Annotated in this window: 19 protein-coding genes; 9 read left to right on the top strand and 10 right to left on the bottom strand. The window is 71.3% G+C overall.

Annotated features, from left to right (window positions below):
- Window positions 1-8 precede the first annotated feature (8 nt).
- On the top strand, window positions 9-947 hold the full coding sequence (locus ACIQWX_RS44625; protein ID WP_400884759.1) for a GlxA family transcriptional regulator: 939 nt from the start codon (window positions 9-11) through the stop codon (window positions 945-947).
- On the opposite strand, the gene ACIQWX_RS44630 is transcribed toward ACIQWX_RS44625, so the two are convergent.
- Complete coding sequence (locus ACIQWX_RS44630; RefSeq protein ID WP_400884762.1) at window positions 948-1,430, bottom strand: hypothetical protein; 483 nt, start codon at window positions 1,428-1,430, stop codon at window positions 948-950.
- A 157-nt stretch (window positions 1,431-1,587) separates the two neighbouring features.
- Between ACIQWX_RS44630 and ACIQWX_RS44635 the strand changes: the two genes are divergently transcribed.
- Window positions 1,588-2,634, top strand: a complete 1,047-nt coding sequence (locus tag ACIQWX_RS44635) for an MFS transporter (RefSeq protein WP_400884763.1) — start codon at window positions 1,588-1,590, stop codon at window positions 2,632-2,634.
- Here the strand turns inward: ACIQWX_RS44635 and ACIQWX_RS44640 are convergent.
- The 3 genes from ACIQWX_RS44640 to ACIQWX_RS44650 form a co-directional block, all read right to left on the bottom strand.
- Window positions 2,600-2,797, bottom strand: a complete 198-nt coding sequence (locus ACIQWX_RS44640; protein WP_400884765.1) for a hypothetical protein — start codon at window positions 2,795-2,797, stop codon at window positions 2,600-2,602. The two genes, ACIQWX_RS44635 and ACIQWX_RS44640, sit on opposite strands and share 35 nt — an antisense overlap.
- A 71-nt stretch (window positions 2,798-2,868) precedes the next feature.
- On the bottom strand, window positions 2,869-3,525 hold the full coding sequence (locus ACIQWX_RS44645) for a response regulator (RefSeq protein WP_086674086.1): 657 nt from the start codon (window positions 3,523-3,525) through the stop codon (window positions 2,869-2,871).
- Window positions 3,513-4,709 (bottom strand): sensor histidine kinase, encoded by a 1,197-nt coding sequence (locus ACIQWX_RS44650; protein ID WP_400884767.1) that lies wholly within the window; start codon window positions 4,707-4,709, stop codon window positions 3,513-3,515. Before ACIQWX_RS44650 ends, ACIQWX_RS44645 begins: the two co-directional genes overlap by 13 nt.
- Window positions 4,710-4,833: 124 nt before the next feature.
- Here ACIQWX_RS44650 and ACIQWX_RS44655 point away from each other — a divergent pair, with 124 nt between their 5' ends.
- Window positions 4,834-5,568, top strand: coding sequence for an ABC transporter ATP-binding protein (locus ACIQWX_RS44655; protein ID WP_364459346.1), 735 nt, complete (start codon window positions 4,834-4,836; stop codon window positions 5,566-5,568).
- Window positions 5,569-5,570: 2 nt separating this feature from the next.
- Window positions 5,571-8,096 (top strand): ABC transporter permease, encoded by a 2,526-nt coding sequence (locus ACIQWX_RS44660; RefSeq protein WP_400885346.1) that lies wholly within the window; start codon window positions 5,571-5,573, stop codon window positions 8,094-8,096.
- Window positions 8,097-8,142: 46 nt separating this feature from the next.
- Here the strand turns inward: ACIQWX_RS44660 and ACIQWX_RS44665 are convergent, their stop codons facing one another.
- Entirely contained in the window at window positions 8,143-8,463 is a 321-nt protein-coding gene (locus tag ACIQWX_RS44665; protein ID WP_400884769.1) for a hypothetical protein, read from the bottom strand.
- A 78-nt stretch (window positions 8,464-8,541) separates the two neighbouring features.
- A complete protein-coding gene (locus tag ACIQWX_RS44670) occupies window positions 8,542-11,403 on the bottom strand; it encodes a BTAD domain-containing putative transcriptional regulator (RefSeq protein ID WP_400884771.1) in 2,862 nt (953 codons plus the stop codon).
- Between the two features lie 229 nt (window positions 11,404-11,632).
- On the opposite strand from ACIQWX_RS44670, the gene ACIQWX_RS44675 reads away from it, so the two are divergent.
- Window positions 11,633-12,208 (top strand): hypothetical protein, encoded by a 576-nt coding sequence (locus ACIQWX_RS44675; RefSeq protein WP_400884774.1) that lies wholly within the window; start codon window positions 11,633-11,635, stop codon window positions 12,206-12,208.
- Window positions 12,209-12,251: 43 nt separating this feature from the next.
- Here the strand turns inward: ACIQWX_RS44675 and ACIQWX_RS44680 are convergent, their stop codons facing one another.
- Together ACIQWX_RS44680 and ACIQWX_RS44685 are read right to left on the bottom strand one after the other, a co-directional pair.
- Window positions 12,252-12,470, bottom strand: coding sequence for a DUF397 domain-containing protein (locus ACIQWX_RS44680; RefSeq protein ID WP_400884777.1), 219 nt, complete (start codon window positions 12,468-12,470; stop codon window positions 12,252-12,254).
- Window positions 12,467-13,333, bottom strand: a complete 867-nt coding sequence (locus ACIQWX_RS44685; RefSeq protein WP_400884779.1) for a Scr1 family TA system antitoxin-like transcriptional regulator — start codon at window positions 13,331-13,333, stop codon at window positions 12,467-12,469. The genes ACIQWX_RS44680 and ACIQWX_RS44685 overlap by 4 nt, the downstream gene beginning before the upstream one ends.
- Window positions 13,334-13,700: 367 nt before the next feature.
- On the opposite strand from ACIQWX_RS44685, the gene ACIQWX_RS44690 reads away from it, so the two are divergent.
- From ACIQWX_RS44690 to ACIQWX_RS44700, 3 genes are all read left to right on the top strand, one after another.
- Window positions 13,701-14,333 carry a hypothetical protein gene (locus tag ACIQWX_RS44690; RefSeq protein WP_400884782.1) on the top strand — a complete coding sequence of 211 codons (633 nt, stop codon included), beginning with the start codon at window positions 13,701-13,703 and terminating at the stop codon, window positions 14,331-14,333.
- A 99-nt stretch (window positions 14,334-14,432) separates the two neighbouring features.
- Window positions 14,433-15,092 carry a glycoside hydrolase family 11 protein gene (locus tag ACIQWX_RS44695; RefSeq protein WP_400884785.1) on the top strand — a complete coding sequence of 220 codons (660 nt, stop codon included), beginning with the start codon at window positions 14,433-14,435 and terminating at the stop codon, window positions 15,090-15,092.
- 4 nt (window positions 15,093-15,096) lie between these two features.
- Window positions 15,097-15,753, top strand: coding sequence for a polysaccharide deacetylase family protein (locus ACIQWX_RS44700; RefSeq protein WP_400884788.1), 657 nt, complete (start codon window positions 15,097-15,099; stop codon window positions 15,751-15,753).
- Window positions 15,754-15,797: 44 nt separating this feature from the next.
- On the opposite strand, the gene ACIQWX_RS44705 is transcribed toward ACIQWX_RS44700, so the two are convergent.
- Window positions 15,798-16,472, bottom strand: a complete 675-nt coding sequence (locus ACIQWX_RS44705) for a hypothetical protein (RefSeq protein ID WP_400884790.1) — start codon at window positions 16,470-16,472, stop codon at window positions 15,798-15,800.
- 35 nt (window positions 16,473-16,507) lie between these two features.
- Here ACIQWX_RS44705 and ACIQWX_RS44710 point away from each other — a divergent pair, with 35 nt between their 5' ends.
- A complete protein-coding gene (locus ACIQWX_RS44710; protein ID WP_400884793.1) occupies window positions 16,508-17,158 on the top strand; it encodes a response regulator in 651 nt (216 codons plus the stop codon).
- Window positions 17,159-17,418: 260 nt separating this feature from the next.
- Here ACIQWX_RS44710 and ACIQWX_RS44715 read toward each other — a convergent pair whose 3' ends face one another.
- The gene (locus tag ACIQWX_RS44715) at window positions 17,419-17,631 is read right to left on the bottom strand and encodes a DUF5988 family protein (protein ID WP_400884796.1); all 213 of its coding nucleotides are present in this window, start codon (window positions 17,629-17,631) and stop codon (window positions 17,419-17,421) included.
- Between the last annotated feature and the right edge of the window lie 55 nt (window positions 17,632-17,686).

Here is a 17,686-nt window from a genome sequence, read left to right on the forward strand (position 1 = left end):
GTGGGGACATGCACATCGTGGCGGTCCTCGCGCTCGACCAGGTCGTCCCGTTCGACCTGGCGACGCCCATCGAGGTCTTCTCGCGGACGCTCCTGCGCGGCCGGCCCGCGTACGAGGTCCGGATCTGCGGTCCCGCGCCGGAGCTGGACGCGGGGATGTTCACGCTGCGGCCGCCGTGGGACCTGTCGGGGCTGGCCGACGCGGACACGATCATCGTGCCGGGACGTGCGTCGAACCCGCCGCTGCCGGTTGATGTGGTCTCCGGTTTGCGGTCCGCCGCAGCGAGGGGAGCGCGGATAGCGTCGATCTGCTCGGGGGCGTTCGTGCTGGCCGAGACGGGGTTGCTGGACGGCCTGCGCGCGACGACCCACTGGGCGGCGGCACCGGAGCTGGCGCGGATGTTCCCGGCGGTCGAGGTGGACCCGGACGTGCTGTACGTGGACAACGGGCAGTTCCTGAGTTCGGCGGGCGCGGCGGCCGGGCTCGACCTGTGCCTGCACCTGATCCGCCGCGACCACGGCTCGGCGGTGGCGGCGGACGCGGCCCGCCTGTCGGTGATGCCCCTCGAGCGTGAGGGCGGCCAGGCCCAGTTCATCGCGCACGACGTGCCGCCGACACCGCGGGGGTCGGAACTGGAGCCGGTGCTGGCGTGGCTGGAGGACAACTGCGCGTCCGAGCTGACGCTGTCCGGGGTGGCGGCCCAGGTGGGGATGAGCACGCGCACGTTGAACCGCCGTTTCCGCGAGCAGACGGGGACGACGCCGTTGCAGTGGCTGCTGCGGGCGCGGGTCCGGCGGGCGCAGCACCTGCTGGAGTCGACCGGGGAGCCGGTGGACCGGATCGCGGGGCTGGTGGGGTTCGGGTCGCCGGGGGCGTTCCGGGAGCGGTTCAAGCGGGTGGTGGGGACGAGTCCGCAGGCCTACCGGGCGAGCTTCCGGGCCGGGTGACTAGCCCGCCTCGGCGCGCAGGATGTCCCGCATCGAGCCCATGCCGTACTTGTCGACTGTGCTCGACAGCCCCGCCACCTCGCGCAGCACCGGCCGGAGGTCCACGCCCGCGGCCTCGGCTTCGGCGCGGATGTCCCGCAACGCCATGATCTCGTCGCGGGTGTCGCGGCCGTGGTCGCGGGCCGACAGGTGGAGCAGCCGGGTGCGGAAGTCCGCGCCCGGCAGGTGGGCGGCCCAGGTGAACGACGGATAGCGGTCGAACAGCGCGCGGACGGCGGCCCGGGCCTCGGCGTCGCCGTGCTCGTAGCGGTCGAGCAGTGCTCGCAGCGCTTCCTCGGTTTCGGCGCGGATGCCGGCTTCGTCCAGCGGCTCGGCGGCCCGCAGCTTCTCCTGCCAGCCCGGGTCGGACAGGTCGACCGGGCGCTGCGCGATCGGCCGCAGGCACGAGTCCAGCAGCGCGACCATCTCCTCGAGTTCCGCCACGGCTCACCGTAACCGGTAGGGTCGGGGGCATGTCGAGCCCCGAAGCGTCCAGGGCGGGGCTGCCGGTCACTCCGGCAGCCCGGTAACTCCTCGCCTCCCCGGGCTCCCGGGTGACCACGAACGCGTCCCTTGCCTTCGTGATCCCTGGAGTTTCGCTGTGCCCCTCTTCTTCCTCGCCCTCGGTGTGTTCGCCATGGGCACGTCCGAGTTCATGCTCGCCGGGCTCGTTCCCGGCATCGCCGCCGCGTTCGACGTCACGCCGGCGCAGGCCGGTTACCTGACCAGCGCGTTCGCCCTCGGGATGGTGGCCGGTGCGCCGCTCATGGCCGCCCTCGCGCGGACCTGGCGGCGTCGGACCGCCTTGCGGACCTTCCTCGCCCTCTTCGTCGCGATGCACGTCGTCGGCGGGCTGACGTCGTCGTTCGGTGTCCTGCTCGCCACGCGGCTGGTCGCCGCCGTCGCGAATGCCGGGTTCCTCGCCGTCGCGCTGACCGCGGCCACCTCGCTCGTGCCGGCGGACCGCACCGGACGCGCGCTCGCCGTCCTGCTCGGCGGGACGACCCTGGCCTGCGCCGCGGGCATCCCCGGCGGCGCGCTGCTCGGCTGGCCCACGGCCTCCTGGACCGTCGCCGCGCTGTGCCTGCCCGCCTTCGCCGCGGTGTCGCGCGTCCCCGACACCCCCGCCGGCGGGGTGGCCGACCTGCGGAGCGAGTTCGCCGAACTCCGCCCGCTCGCCCCGGTGCTGCTCCGGGCGGCGCTGGTCAACGCCGCCACCTTCGGCGTCTTCACCTTCTTGGCGCCGCTGAGCGAAGGCGTCGCGCCCGCACCGGTGGTGCTCGCCCTCTTCGGTGCCGGGTGCTTCGCCGGCATCACCGCGGCGGGGCGGCTCGCGGACCGGTGGCCCGGCCGGGTCGTCGCCCTCGGTGGGACGCTGCTGCTCGGGGGCTGGGTCGTGCTCGCCCTGGTGCCGGCGGCGCTCGTGTTCCTCGCGTTCCCGCAGGGCGCGCTGGCTTTCGCGGTCGGCGGCACGGTGATCACCCGGATCCTCCGTGCAGCCACTGGCGCCCCGACGATGGCGGGTTCCTACGCGACGGCGGCCCTGAACGTCGGCGCGACGGCGGGCCCGATCCTCGCCGGCGCGCTCAACCCGTTCTGGGTCGCCGCGGTGCTCACCGCTGTCGCCGTCGCCGGACGTAGTAGGTGATCAGGCCGGCGGTCGCCGCCAGGGCGATCCCGCCGGCGATCATCCGGAGCGTGAAGTCGAGTCCCGTGACGGAACCACCGGCGTTGACGGCGGCGCTGATCACGAGGACCACCCAGAGGAGGGCGGGGGTGGCGGTGCGGGTGGGTGCGTTGGTGTTCGTCATGCCGAAAACACTACGAACGCGCAGCTCACGGAACGATCCCGCCGGCACCCGGATCCGGGGTGGTGCCTGCGCTACCCCGCGTCCCGGCCGAGGTAGGCGAGCACCGCCAGCACCCGGCGGTGCCCGCCGCCTTCGTCGGACGGCAGGCCGAGCTTCGCGAAGATGTTGCGGATGTGCTTGAGCACCGCGCCGTCGCTGACGACGAGCAGCTCGGCGATCGTGCCGTTGTTGTAGCCCTCGGCCATCAGCGCCAGCACTTCGCGCTCCCGGGCGGTCAACGCTTCGAGCGGATCGGCGGCGCGGCGGCGGGACATCAGCTGGCCGATGACCTCCGGGTCCATCGCCGTGCCGCCCTTCGCGACCCGCTCGAGCGCGTCGAGGAACCGCTCGACCTTGCCGACGCGCTCCTTGAGCAGGTAGCCGACCGCGCCGACGCCGTCGGCGAGCAGCTCGACCGCGTAGCTCGTCTCGACGTGCGCCGACAGCACGAGCACCGGCAGCCCGGGGTGGATCTCGCGGGCGCGCACGGCCGCGCGCAGGCCCTCGTCGCGGTGGGTCGGCGGCATCCGGACGTCCATGACGACGGCGTCCGGCCGGTCGCCTTCGACGAACTCCAGGAAGCCCTCGGCGTTGTCGAAGGTGGCGGCCACCTCGATGCCCGCCGTCTTCAGCAGCAGCGCCAGGCCTTCGCGCAGCAAGGCGTCGTCTTCGGCGATCACGACCCGCATGGCAGCTCCACTCGCAGCACGGTCGGCCCACCGGGTGGGCTGGTCAGGGTGAGGGTTCCGTCGAAAGCCTCGGCGCGGCGCCGGATCCCGGAGAGCCCGCTGCCGCGCCGCTCGTCGGCGCCGCCGCGGCCGTCGTCGCGAATCTCCAAGGACAGCAACGAAGCCGTGCCGCCGAGGTTGATGTCCACAGTGGACGCGTCGGCGTGCTTGGTGACGTTGGCCAGCATCTCGGCGACGACGAAGTACGCGGCGGCCTCGACCGCGGCCGGGCGGTGGGTCTCGTACTCGACGTGGACCGCCGTCGGTACCGGGCAGTGCTCGGCGAGCGCGCGCGTCGCCCCGGCGAGGCCGCGTTCGCTCAGCAGCGGCGGGTAGATGCTGCGCACGACCGTCCGCAGCTCGGCCAGCGCGTCGGTCGCGGTGTCCTGGGCCTTGACCAGCAGGTCGCGCACGGTGGCCGGGTCGCGGTCGTAGAGCTGGCCGGCGATGCCGAGCTGCAGGACGACGGCCGCGATCCGGGCCTGGGTGCCGTCGTGCAGGTCACGCTCGATGCGGCGCAGCTCGGCGCCGTGCGCCTCCAGCGCGGCCGCTCGCGTCGCGGTCAGTTCGGCGACCCGGTCGGCCAGCACGACGCCGGGCGCCGGCCGCAGCAGCTTCCGCGCGGTGCGGGCCTGCCAGCGCGCGGCTCGCGGCAGCAGCAGCGTCAGCCCCGCCATGCCGGCGCCGACCAGGAGGGTCAGCCCGGCCATCGGCCACGTGTCGACGACGAAGCCGAGCGACCCCTCGATCCCGCCCGCCACCGGCCAGGCCAGGAGCGTCACGACCTGCTGGACGACGCCGAGCGGCAGGCCGACGGCCATGCTGCCCAGCAGCATTCCGGTCGCCGCGTGGATCGCGAGCCACGCGAGGTCGCGCCGCGTCGCCGGGTCCTTCACCGGCGAGCCGTCGCGGTAGGGCTCGGGAATGGCCTCGCCGAGCCGGCGCGCGGCCCGGCGCCGGTCGACCCCGACCGGCCACCGCGACAGCTTGATCGCCGGGGCCAGCGACGGGATCCCGACGCCGAACGGGCACAGCAGCAGCACGGCGAAGAGCCCGGCGAGGGCCAGGATCGACAGCAGCGAGGTGCCGGCGCCGACCACGAGGTACCGGATCGCCGACCACCACTCGCGCAGGCGGGACTTCACGACGGGAGTGTCCCACCCCACCGCCGTGGTGGTGCTGGCGCTACCCCGGATCCACCTCTCCACGGGATCGATCGGGCCAGGTCAGGGCCCTAGTTTTCTTGCGAGAGAACGAAGGGGATCGGAAATGACCACAGGGAACGCGCTGGAACTGGCCGGGGTGCGGAAGGTGTACGGCTCCGGCGACGGCGCCGTCACCGCGCTCGACGGCGTGACGGCGGGCGTGCCGCGGGGGACGTTCACCGCGGTGATGGGCCCGTCGGGCTCGGGCAAGAGCACCTTCCTGCACTGCGCGGCCGGCCTCGACCGGCCGACGTCGGGGAAGGTGGTGCTCGGCGGCACCGAGATCGGGCGGCTGAAGGAGAACGAGCTGACGCGGCTGCGGCGCACCCGCGTCGGGTTCGTCTTCCAGGCCTACAACCTGCTGCCGTCGCTGAACGTGCTGCAGAACATCACGCTGCCGATGCGGCTGGCCGGCGCCAAGCCCGACCCGCAGTGGCTGCGCGAGATCGTCGAAGGCGTCGGGATGGCCAAGCGGCTGGAGCACCGCCCGGCGGAGCTGTCCGGCGGGCAGCAGCAGCGCGTCGCGATCGCGCGGGCGCTCATCGCCCGGCCCGACGTCGTCCTCGCCGACGAGCCGACCGGCGCGCTCGACACCCGCACCGCGCGGCAGGTCCTCGACCTGCTCCGCGCCGTCGTCGACGGGATGGGCCAGACGGTCCTGATGGTGACCCACGACCCGGTCGCCGCCTCGGCCGCGCACGGCGTGCTCTTCCTGGCCGACGGCAAGCTCGCCGGGCACCTCCCGCACCCCACCCCCGAGCGGGTGGCGGAGCGCATGACGCACCTCGGGGAGTGGTGAGCGTGCTGACCCTCGCGTGGCAGACCATCCGCAGCCGGCTCGGCGGGTTCACCGGCGCGTTCATCGCGATCCTCTGCGGCACCGCGCTGGTCGCGGGCTGCGGGGTCCTCATGGAGTCCGGCCTGCGCGCCGGCGTCCCCACCCAGCGCTACGCCGCCGCGGCCGTCGTCGTCGGCGGCGCCCAGACCGTGCACCCGCCGGGCGCCGACGCGCTGACGTTCGAGCAGGTCGGCGAGCAGCCGTCGGTGCCCGCATCGCTGGCCGAGCGGATCGCTTCGGTGCCCGGCGTGCGTTCGGCGGTGGCGGAGCAGAGCTTCCCGGCCCAGGTCGTCACGGCGTCCGGCGCGGTGCTCGGCGGTCCGCAGTCCCTGGGCCACAACTGGGACGCGGCCGTGCTGGCGCCGTTCCGGCTGAGCGCGGGCCGGGCGCCCGGGGCGCCGGACGAGGTCGTGCTCGACGCCGAGCTGGCGCGACAGGCGGGGGTCGGCGTCGACGGGCAGGTGCGGATCATGACCCGGTCCGTGCCGGTGGAGTTCCGGGTGAGCGGGATCGTGGACGCCCTCTCACGGCAGTCGGCGCTGTTCTTCACACCGGCCCGGGCCGCGGAACTCGCCGCGCGCCCCGGCCAGGCGCACGCGATCGGCGTCCTCGCCGAACCCGGCGTGGCACCGGAGACGCTGGCCGAGCGGATCGGCGCGATCGCCGGTGACGTCGAGGTCACCACCGGCGTCGAGCGCAGCACGATCGAGTTCCTCGACGTCAGCCAGACGCGGACGCTGCTGCTCGCCATCGCCGGCTCGTTCGGCGGGTTCGCCCTGCTCGTGGCGGTGTTCGTGGTGGCGAGCACGCTCGCGTTGACGATCAACCAGCGGCGCCGGGAGTTCGCGCTGCTGCGTGCGGTTGCCGCGACCCCGCGCCAGATCCGCAAGCTCATCGGCACCGAGACGACGATCGTCGCGCTCGTCGCCGGCGTCCTCGGCGGCGCGCTGGGCCTGGCGGTCGCGTCCGGGCTGCGTGACGCGTTCGCCGCGATCGGCGTGATCCCGGCCGACTTCGGGCTGGCGATCAGCCCGCTGCCGTCGCTGGCCGCGGTGCTGCTCGGCCTGGGCGCGGCCCGGCTGGCGGCGTGGGCGGCGTCGCGGCGGCCGTCGTCGATCAAGCCGGTCGAGGCCCTCGGCGAAGCGGCGGTCGAACGCCGTGAGCTCGGCCGCGGCCGGGCGATCACCGGCTGGAGCCTGGTGCTGGCCGGGTTCGGCGGCGCGCTGGTGCCGCTGTTCCTGCGCGGCGACATCGCGACGGCGGTGTCGTCGATGTCGACGCTGGTGATCGTCGTCGGGCTGGCCGTGGTGGGGCCGCAGGTGACCGGGTTGGCGGTGCGGTTCTTGAGCCCGCTGCTGGCGCGGGTGTGGCGGATCAGCGGCTACCTGGCCGGCGCGAACGCGCAGGCGGGCACCCGGCGCCTGGCCGCGGCGGCGACGCCGTTGATGCTGGCGATCGCGTTCGCGCTGGCGATGTTCTACGGCCCGACGTCCGCGACGGCGGCCGCCGCTGACGAGACCACGCAGTCGACCACCGCGGACTACGTGCTGAGCGGCCCGGCGGGGGTCTCACCGGAAGTCGCTTCCTTGGCCGCGCAGGTGCCGGGCGTGGCCGCGGCGACGCCGGTGGTGCGCACGTCGGTGATGACGGTCTCGACGGTCGGCGACAGCACAGATGTCCAGCGGACGCCGGCGCAGGGGCTCGGTCCTTCTCAAGGGGTGCTGGAACTGGGCGTCGACTCCGGGCGGCTCGCGGATCTGACGGGCGACACGGTGGCGCTGAGCCGCGCGGAGGCCGACTGGCAGGGCAAGGGACTCGGCGACGAGGTCACGTTCTACTTCGGCGACGGCGTCCCGGCGAAGCTGCGGCTGGTGGCGACGTACACGCACGACAAGGCGTTCGGCGACTACGTGCTGCCGGTTTCGTTGGCGCGCCTGCACAACGGCGGCCGGCTGGACGACTCGGTGCTGGTCCGGCGTTCCCCGGACGCGGATCCCGCGGCGGTGGCTGCGGCGTTGCGTTCGCTGCCGTACCCGGGTTTGACGGTGGCCACGGCTCTGTCGTCCCCTTCGCAGGAAGGTGGCGACGGGCAGGCGCAGTTCTACCTGAACCTGGTGGCGGCCGGCGTGATCGTCGGGTACCTGGCGATTTCGGTGGCCAACACGCTGGTGCTGACGACGGCCCAGCGGTCCCGCGAGTTCGCGTTGCTCCGGCTGGTGGGCACGACCCGGCGTCAGGTGACCCGCATGATGCGGCTCGAGGCTTTGGTGACAGTGGGGATCGCCGTGGTCGTGGGGACGCTGGTCGCGCTGGTGCCGTTGGGGTTGCTGAACATCGGGCTGCGGGGGAGCCCGCTGCCGTCGGGACCGTGGTCCGTCTACTTGGGAATCATCGGCGGCGCGGCGGCGCTGGGGTTCCTGGCGATGGGGCTGTCGACGTTCGTGGCGCTGCGCGCCCGGCCGATCGACGCGATCGGGCTGCGGGAGTAGGTGCGCGGTGGCGGGTGGTGCCGGGGGTACCACCCGCCACCGGCGTTCAGCAGGCGGTGCCGGTGTCCTCGCCGGTGTAGGACAGCACACGCCAGTCGGTCGTCCCGCCGAGCGGCACGAGCCCGCCAGCCGGGACGCACTTCTCGCCGAGCAGGGTCTTGAAGGCGCCGCCGTAGGTCAGGGAATAGGCCTTGATCTTCGTGGCGGTGGCGCCGCAGTTGCCCCACTGGTAATCGCGGGCGTTCGGGCCGGCGGTCCCTTGCGTCCACTGGGTACCGCAGGTGACGGCCGCCGCCGTGCCGCTCGCGACGACGGGCACGGCCGCCGTGGCCAGGCTGAGCGCGATGGCCAGGGAAATGCGTTTCATGGAATTGCCCCCTCGTTTCCGGAACCTCTGGTGCCGGCCAAGGTATCCGGGGGCGAGCCGGGAATTCCCTAATCCCGATCACCGGTCCGGCGGCCACAGCCCCAGCTTGGTGAACTGCTCGCGGACGTGCCCGCGGACCGGGTCGTCGAGGTCGGTGACGAGCGCGATCGTCTGGCGGGACTCGTTCCACGCCTCGACCTGCCTGCCGGTCGCCGCCAGGGAACGCACCAGCGCCACCAGCGCGCGGACGACGTGGACGTGGTCGGCGCGGGAGACGCCGAGTGCCTTCCGGGCGTACAGCAGGACATCGCCGTGTTCTTCGGCGTCACAGGCGGTTTCGCTCAGCTCGACCAGCGCCGTGAGGGTCTGCTCGTGGCCGGCCGGGTAGCGCTCGTGCAGCTCGACGGCTTCGGTGAACCGCCGGATGGCCTCCGTGGTCCGGCCGGCGCGACGGCTCAGCAGGCCGAGCTGCAGCGCCATCGCGGCGTGGCGCCGGTGGTCGCGTAGTTCGGCGAACAGCGCTTTCGCCTGGGACAGGTGGGTTTCCGCCTCTGCGAGCTCGCCCCGGCGCCGCAGGTGCGTGCCGAGGTCGCCGTGGGCCGCGGCGCACTGGCCGGGTTCGTTGAGGCTGTGCTGGATGTCGAGCGCCTCGCGCAGGCACGACAGGGCGCGGTCCCGGTCCCCGGCGGCTTCCGCGTGCCGGCCGAGCAGGAGGAGGACTTCCGACCGGTCCCGGCTGTTCTGCGTGTTGTTGAAGAGCTGGTTCGCGACTTCGAGCGATTCGGCGATCTTGTCCGGGTCGTCGTGGATCCGCGCCAGCGTGGCCAGCGCCTGGCCCTCGGCGTCGCGGTCGCCGGCGCCGCGCGCGGCGAGCAAGACCGTCTCGACGGCTTCGCGCCAGTCGCAGCCGGGGCCGTCGAAGACGAGGTGGGGCCGGACCAGCCGCAGCAGCGTCACCGCTCGCGCCAGGTTGTCGCCCGCCGCACGGCGGACCGCGGCGCACAGGCTCGCTTCTTCGGCGGCCAGGAACGCTTGCGCGGCAGCGAAATCCGGCAGCCGGCCGGCCGGCAGTTCCGCGGTGCGCCGCAGCGCCGGCGCGAGGGCCTCGGCCGCGTCGGTGACGCGGGCGGTGTACCAGTCCAGCAGCCGCGCCTCGGCCTGGAGGCGCTCGCCGTCCGGATCGTGGGCGCGCGCGAGCCGTTCCCCGGCTTCGCGGGTAAGGGCGTCCATCCGGTAGCGGCCGTCGTCCCGGCTGACCAGGTAGAGGCTCCCGAGCGACGTCAGCGCGCCGCGGGTCGATTCCTCGTCGGTCCCGTCCAGGGCGAAGATCGTGTCCAGGGCAAGACTGGGCGAGACGTGCATCGCGAGCGAGCGGAAGAGCCGCGCGGCCGGCGCGCCGAGGGCGTGGTACGACCACAGCACCGAGGTCAGGATCGTGCCGGACGCCAGTTCGCCGGCCAGCAGGAGCTCGGCCGGGCTCGGCAGGCCGCCGGTGCCGGGCAGGAGCTCGGCGAGGGTGCGGACGGCTTGCGGCGCGCCGCCGGTCAGCGCCAGCACGGCCGCCGGATCGGGTGGTTCGGCTGGGGTGTCGCGCAGCAGGTTGTCCAGCAGACGGGCGATCTCGGCTTCGGAGAACGGCCGCACCTCCAGCCGGAAGGCGCCGTGGTGGGTCACGAGGTCGCTGAGCCGGTGCCGGCTCGTCACGACGACGACGGAGTGCGCGCTGCCCGGCAGCAGCGGCACGACCTGCCCGGAATCCCGGGCGTTGTCGAGGAAGACGAGCACGCGGTGGTCGTCGAGCAGGGTCCGCAGCATCCGGACCCGCGCGCTCGGGCTCGCGGGGATGGCGGACGCGGCGACGCCGAGCGCGTCGAGGAACTCGGCCAGCACGTCGGCGGCGTCCCGGGGCGGGCTGGAGCCATAGCCGCCGAGGTCGGCGTGCAGCTGGCCGTGGGGGAACCGCTCGCGGACGGCGTGCGCCCAGTGCAGGCCCAGCTCCGTCTTGCCGACGCCGGCCGGCCCGGTGAGGGCGACGATGAGGGTCGCGGGCGAGCCGCCGACGCGTGAGCGCACGAAGAGGTCGTCGAGCCGGCCGACGTCTTCGGCGCGGTCGACGAACTGGCTGACGGTCGAGGGCAGCTGCGCGGGCGGCACGGCCCGCAGCGCGGCCTGCGTCCGGTGCCGATCAGCGGGCGCGGGGGTGTCCCGGGATTGCAGGAGCTGCTGGTGCAGTTCCTGGAGTTCCTGGCCGGGGCCGGTCCCGAACGACCGCGCGAACCGGTCGTAGACCTGTTTCCAATAGGTGTCGAAGGCTTCGTAGTGGCCGAGCCCGTTCAGTGCGGTGATCCGCTGCGCGATGTACTGGGTGTCGAGCTCGTGGTCGACCATGGCCTCGTCGAGGATCCGCAGCACCCCGCGGTAGTCGCGGCGTTCGAGCTCGACGGCGCACAGGGCCTGGTACCCGGCGACGCGTTCGTAGCGGTCGATGTCCTCACGTTTTTGCTCCATCCAGACGGTCCCGAGGTCTTCGACGACGGGCCCGCGCCAGAGGTCCATGGCTTCCCGCAGCGCGGCGGCGGCGACGTCGAAGCGGCCGGCTTCCCGCGCTCGTTCGCCGTTCTTCATGAGTTCTTTGAAGCGCGCGTAGTCGAGGTCGTCACCCTCGGGCAGGAATTGGTAGCCGGCGTGCTGGGTGACGATTTTGGCGGACACGCCGGCGTCGCGCAGGGAGGCCCGCAGGCGGCTGACGTAGGCGTGGAGGTCTTTCCGGGCGTGGTCGGGAGGATCGTCCCAGAGGGCCTCGGTGACGGTCCGGACGCCGACGACCTTCCCGTGGTGGAGCATGAGCACCCCGAGAAGCGACCGTTCCTTCGCCCGCCCGAGCGCGACCTCCCGGTCGCCGAGCAGGAGTTCGACGTGCCCCAGGATCCGGAACTGCATCGCACCTTGTGGTTGAGTCGGCGGTGACTTTCCTGCCAGCACGGTAACCCGGCGACGGGCGGGTTTCAGTGCAGGTCAAGGGGCTGTCAAGGATTTGTCCAGCGGGTGGTAACCGATGTGTCAACCGGCGGCGGTCACGATCACCGGCATGTCGTGGACGTGGCGGTGGCTTAGGGGGAGTGCGGTGCCGGTGGAGCCGGTCGCGGACCCGGTGCACCACACGATCTTCGTGGTCGAGATCGAGGGGTTCGCATCGGCGGGACGGACCAACATGCACCGGTTGTCGCTGAGGGCCGGGCTGTACGACGTGGTGCAGGGAGCGTTGGCGGGCAGCGGCGTGTCCTGGCTCGACTGTTACCACTCCGACCTGGGCGACGGGGTGCTCGTGCTGGCGCCCGCGGAGTACCCGAAGGCGGTGTTCAGCGAACTGGTCCCGGCGGCGCTGGCGGCACTTTTGGCGGAGCACAACCGGGTGCATCGGTTGCCGGAGCGGATCCGGTTACGGGTGGCGTTGCACGCGGGAGAGGTCAGCTACGACGCGCATGGCCGGACAGGAGCGGCGATCGTCCACGCGTTCCGGTTGTTGCATTCGGGGGTGGTGAGGGATGCGCTCGCGAGTGCGGTGGGGGATTTGGCGGTGATCGCTTCGGGGTGGTTTTACGAGGAGATCATCCGGCACAGCCCGGTGAGCCGACCCGAGTGGTACCGGCCGGTGCTCGTGGAGGAGAAGGAAACCGCGGCCTGGGGATGGGTCCGGTTGCTGGGACCGGAACAGGAAGAGGACGTCGGTCGGGCTCTGGGGTGATGAGGGCGCTCGGGAGCGCCCTCACCAAGCTCACGATGCGGCGTCAGGAGTTCTCCGGCAGCAAGCCGCTGATGAAGAACGACCACGCCAGACTGGGGTATTCGACAACCGGCTGGTCGGCCCGGCGGTCCTTGCTGTCGCGGACGAGTATCGCGCCCGGCTCGAACTTGGTTTCGACGCAACTGCCGGTGGCGTTCGAATAACTGCTTTTGAACCACCCGCTGCGGCTGGAGGCGGCGGCGGACGGCGTTGCGTTCGTCAACTGAGTTCCTTCGCGTGAGACCGGATTAATTGCAGGGTTTTTTCCTTAGTCAGAGCGCGCCGGTACGCGTCTTCATAAGCTGCGGATATATTGCGCACTTGCACGGGGTCGTCGATTATGCCCCATGCGGTCACCGTCTCCTGCCAAGCAAGAGTCGGGAGCTGCGCGTTGTCGAAGTCGATCAAGTGGACCGTGGCGGCACCGAAAAGCCCACACGCGGTCGCGGTGAACGGGATGACCCGGAAGTCGAGTGCTTCGGGGTATTCCTCGATCAGGTTGCCCAGATGCGCGAGTTGGTCGCGAAGCACGAGGCGGCCGCCGATCTGCTGCCGCAATGCGGCTTCGCTGACCACTGCGGTCAGGGTGAAGGGGTCTTCGGTGTCGACGAGCCGTTCCTGCCGGCGGAGCCGGGCTTCGACGCGTTGATCGACTTCGACCTTGCGCACCATCGCGTCGGGCATCATGATCGCCCGGATGTAGTCGGCGGTCTGGACCAATCCCGGAATGAGCAGGTTTTCGTAGTCCCGCATGCTCCGAGCGCCCTGCTCCAAACCGTACAAGCGCTCCACGTCGCTGTCGAAAAGTGCGGAATACCGTGACCACCAGCCTCGTTCCTTGGCCGCGGCACGCAGGTTGAGCAGCTCCTGTTTTTCTTCGTTGTCGAATTCGAACAACTCGATGATCCGCAGGAGTGCCTCGGTGGAGAGGATCTTCCTTTCGTTTTCGACGGCCGACCAGTAGTTTCGGGTGAAGCCCAGTGTGTCGATGATGGTGCGGACATCGATGCCCAGTCGTTCACGTCGCCGTTTCAGGCGCAGGGCGAGTTCCCATGAAGCGACCACCGGGGAGGAGGGGATGGGCATGCGGTGCTCCCTAGTGTCCTAAGTGGTCGTACGGTGGGCGTGGCGCTGTCCAGACGAAGACGTCCATGGGCTTCACGACCTTCTGCACGTGCAGGCGGGCCTGCGGACATAGGTGCTGGTTACGGTAACCAAACAATGCACTGATGCGGTAGAGGTGGGTGCGACTGGTTCCGTAGTCTGGCACATGTGCCTGCCGGGGCTCGGTCGGCGGGCTGGTTTTAGCTCGAACGAGAGCGAATGGCCTGGTCGGTAGCACCAGCGGCGCGTCGGTGGAGGGAGGCTCGCAATGCCTGATCCCGAAACCGCGAGGCGTCCCAAGTTTCGGCCGTACGGAGCCGGCCGGGCCGTCCCCGGGGCAGTCGGGGGTGTGCCCTTCCCGAAGCAGGCGCTCGGCGGGGTCGATTGGCGCGGCAGCCTCGGGCTCATGACCGCGCATTGCACGATCGTGGTCGTCGACGTGGAGGGCTTCGGCCGCTACACCCGAACGAATCCGAACAAGGTTCGCATCCGTCGGGGGATGTACCGCGCGATCGAACGGGCCTTTGCCGCGTCCGACATTCCGTGGGCCGCTTGCCGGCATGAAGACCGGGGCGACGGCGTGCTCGTGCTGGCGCCCGCGCGCATCTCCAAAGCCCTCTTCGTCGATTCCCTTTTCGGGGCGCTTGCCGACGAACTCACCGTCCACAACGCCGCCCACTCGGCGCCTGAGCGGATGCGCCTCCGGCTGGCCTTGCACGCCGGCGAAATCTCCTACGACGAGTACGGTGTCGTCGGCTCTTCGATCCTCCATGCCGAGGAGTTGCTCGACACGGCCGAGCTGAAACGGGCTCTCGCGCGAACGGACGCAGTCCTCGCCGTCATCGCGTCCGACTGGGTCTTCGAGGAAGTAGTCCGGCACAGCGAGCGCAGCTTCGCTGGCTCCTATCAGCCCGTCGGTGCCGGAGGTGGCAAGGCCTGGATCCGGCTCATCACCCCGTCACGTCGTCGCCGCGCGGGCTGACGGAGAACCACTGCCGTACTGGCGAAACTTTCCGAAAGTCATTGTCCCACCACCGTCCCCGATCTCATGCTTTCCCGGACTCGACGACGAGGAGGAAGCATGCTCACCAAGAACCGCTTCAGGGTTTTCGCCGGTGGGGCCGCCCTTGCGCTGGTTGCCACCCTCATTCCCGGGACCGCCAGGGCCGATACCGTCATCACCACGAGCCAGACCGGGAACAACGGGGGCTACTACTACTCCTTCTGGACCGATGGTGGCGGGTCCGTGCAGATGACGCTCGGCTCCGGGGGCAACTACCGGATGAACTGGAGCAACGTCGGGAACTTCGTCGGTGGCAAGGGGTGGAGCAACGGCAGCCGGCGGACCGTGAACTACTCCGGCAGCTTCAACCCCTCCGGCAACGGCTACCTCGCCCTCTACGGCTGGACCTCCAACCCGCTCGTCGAGTACTACATCGTCGACAACTGGGGCACCTACCGGCCCACCGGCACCTACAAGGGCACCGTCACCAGCGACGGCGGCACCTACGACATCTACCAGACCACCCGCTACAACGCCCCTTCCGTCGAAGGCACCAAGACCTTCAACCAGTACTGGTCCGTGCGGCAGCAGAAGAAGACCGGCGGCACCATCACCACCGGGAACCACTTCGACGCCTGGGGCCGCTACGGCATGCGGATGGGCAGCTTCAACTACTACATGATCCTCGCCACCGAGGGGTACCAGAGCAGCGGCAACTCGAACATCTCGGTGGGCTGACGCGATGCGCACGGCAATCCTCGGCGCCGCACTGCTCGCGATGACGAGCGTCGCGAGCACAACCCCCGCGCACGCCGCCGCTTGCAACGGCTATGTCGGCCTCACCTTCGATGACGGGCCCTCGAACGCGCACACCCCCGCGCTGCTGAACGCTCTGCGGCAGAACGGTTTGCGCGCCACCATGTTCAACGAAGGGCAGTACGCCGCCGCCTATCCCGCTCAAGTGCGGGCCGAGGTCAGTGCCGGGATGTGGGTCGGGAACCACAGCTACACCCACCCGCACCTCACTCAACAGAGCCAGTCCCAAATGGACTCCGAGGTTTCCCGTACCCAGCAAGCCATCGCGGCCGCCGGTGGGGGGACGCCGAGGCTGTTCCGGCCGCCCTACGGGGAGACCAACGGAACTCTGCAAGCGGTCGAGGCCAAGTACGGCCTGCGGCAGATCATCTGGGACGTCGACTCGCAGGACTGGAACAACGCCAGCGTCGACGCCATCGTGCAGGCCAACGCCCGCCTCGGCAACGGCCAGGTCATCCTCATGCACGAATGGCCCGCCAACACCCTGGCAGCCATCCCGCGGATCGCGCAGACCCTGGCGAGCCGGGGACTGTGCGCCGGGATGATCTCGCCGCAGACCGGCCGGGCCGTCGCGCCGGGCTGAGAGCCGGTGGCGCGGCGGCTCCGGAACCCGTCGCGCCACCTCCCTCAGTCCACGTACCACTCCAGCCGCGCCGCGTCCGGCCCGAGCGGCCAGATGTCCACGCAGACCTCGTGGTCCACGACGAGCCCGGTGTGCCGGCAAAAGCGCGGGGCGCGGAAGATCGTCGGCGCCGGCGTGAAGTTCCGGGCCGTGACGTAGTCACGAAGCACGTCTGGGGCGCGGTCGCCGGTGGCTTCGAGGATGCCGTGGCAGAGGTGGGAGCCGCACCCGAAGTCCCGGGTGATCCGCAGCTCGGCGGGACCCGGCGCCACTCCTTCGTCGCCGGGCGGGGACTCGTACGCCGCGAACAGCGCGCCGCCGGTGACGACGAACCCCGCGACGACCAGCACGAACAGCCGGACGAACCCGCGCCGGGCGCCGATCGCGCAGACCACCGCCGCGAGGGTCGTGTGCAGCCAGTAGACCTCGATCGGCGCCGGCACCCAGCGGCCGGCGAGACCCAGCGCGCCCGGCAGGACGAACCACGCCAGCAACACCAGCAGCACCGCGCCGACGATCAGCCCGGACCGCCGCGACGGTGCCAGCCAGCACCAGACCAGAAGGGGCACCAGGCCGAACAGCCCCGCGAACGGGCTCGCCGAGAAGCAGGCCACGACCGCCGCCGGCACCACGAGCGCGCCGCGCCACCATTCGGTCCTGACTCTTTCGGGGATCTCCACCCGGTCATCCTTCCGGATGCGGCAGACTGCCGATCATGACGATCGCGGTGCTGGTGGTGGACGATCAGCAGGCCGTGCGCGAAGGCCTGGTCGCGCTGCTGGACCTGCTCGACGACGTCGACGTCGCCGGCTCGGCCGCGAACGGCGAGCAGGCGCTCGGCCTGGCCCGCGAGCTCGACCGCCTCGACGTCGTCCTGATGGACCTCAACATGCCCTTCCTGAACGGGGTCGAGGCGACCGAACGGCTCACGCGGGAGCGTCCGGACGTCGCCGTCCTCGTCCTCACCACCTACTCGGACGACGAGTCCATCGCCGGCGCGCTCGCCGCCGGGGCGAAGGGCTACCTGACAAAGGACGCCGGGCGACACGAGATCGCGGCCGCGCTGCGGGCCGTCGTCGCCGGGCAGCTCACCTTCGGCGCCGACGTCTCGCGGCAGGTCGCCGGCGCCCTTTCCGGGGCGAAACCGCGCAAGGAAGGCCTTCCGGACGGCCTCACCGCGCGGGAGGCCGAGGTCCTCGGCCTGATCGCCGCCGGGCTGACCAACGCGAAGATCGCCGCCGAGCTGTTCATCGGCGAGGCGACCGTCAAGACGCACATCAACAACGCCTTCGCCAAGATCGGCGTGCGCAACCGCGTCGAGGCGCTGCGCTACGCCGAGCGGCACGGCCTCCACGCGCAGCGGTGATCACCGCCCCACCTTCTTCACGACGACGGCGATCACCCCGAGCACGATCAGCAGCAGCAGGATCCCGCCGCCGATGATCGCGAACCGCAGCAGCATGAACTGGACGACCTCACCCATGTCCGACTCCCTTCCCGTGTTCCGACGAGGAGCACGCTAGGGCGGCAGCCGGGTGGAGCAGGACCTCCGCCGGGTGGAGATCGGGGTGGAGATCCTGCGGAGTCCACCATGGACAGGCGAGCCGGCTTGGGTGAGGTCGTCGGTTACTCGGCGACTCTGGTGCGGCCGCACCAGGCGAACACCGGGACCGGGTCGCCGCTGCTGGTCGTCGTGAACTCGCCCTCGTGGGAGAAGTGCTCGTAACCCGCGCCGAAGCTGACCTTCGCGACTTCGCCGAGGGCGCCGACCGTCCATTCCCGGTGCCGTTCGACCAGTTCTGCCGGACCGCCGGAAAGCGTCACCTTGATTTGCGTCATGAGTCAACTCCGTGGGTTCGTCTGCGCGGAGGAAAAACAGGAAGTGTGTTCTTCG

It is taken from the genome of Amycolatopsis sp. NPDC098790, from assembly GCF_044759945.1.
In the GTDB taxonomy this organism is placed as follows: Bacteria; Actinomycetota; Actinomycetes; order Mycobacteriales; family Pseudonocardiaceae; genus Amycolatopsis.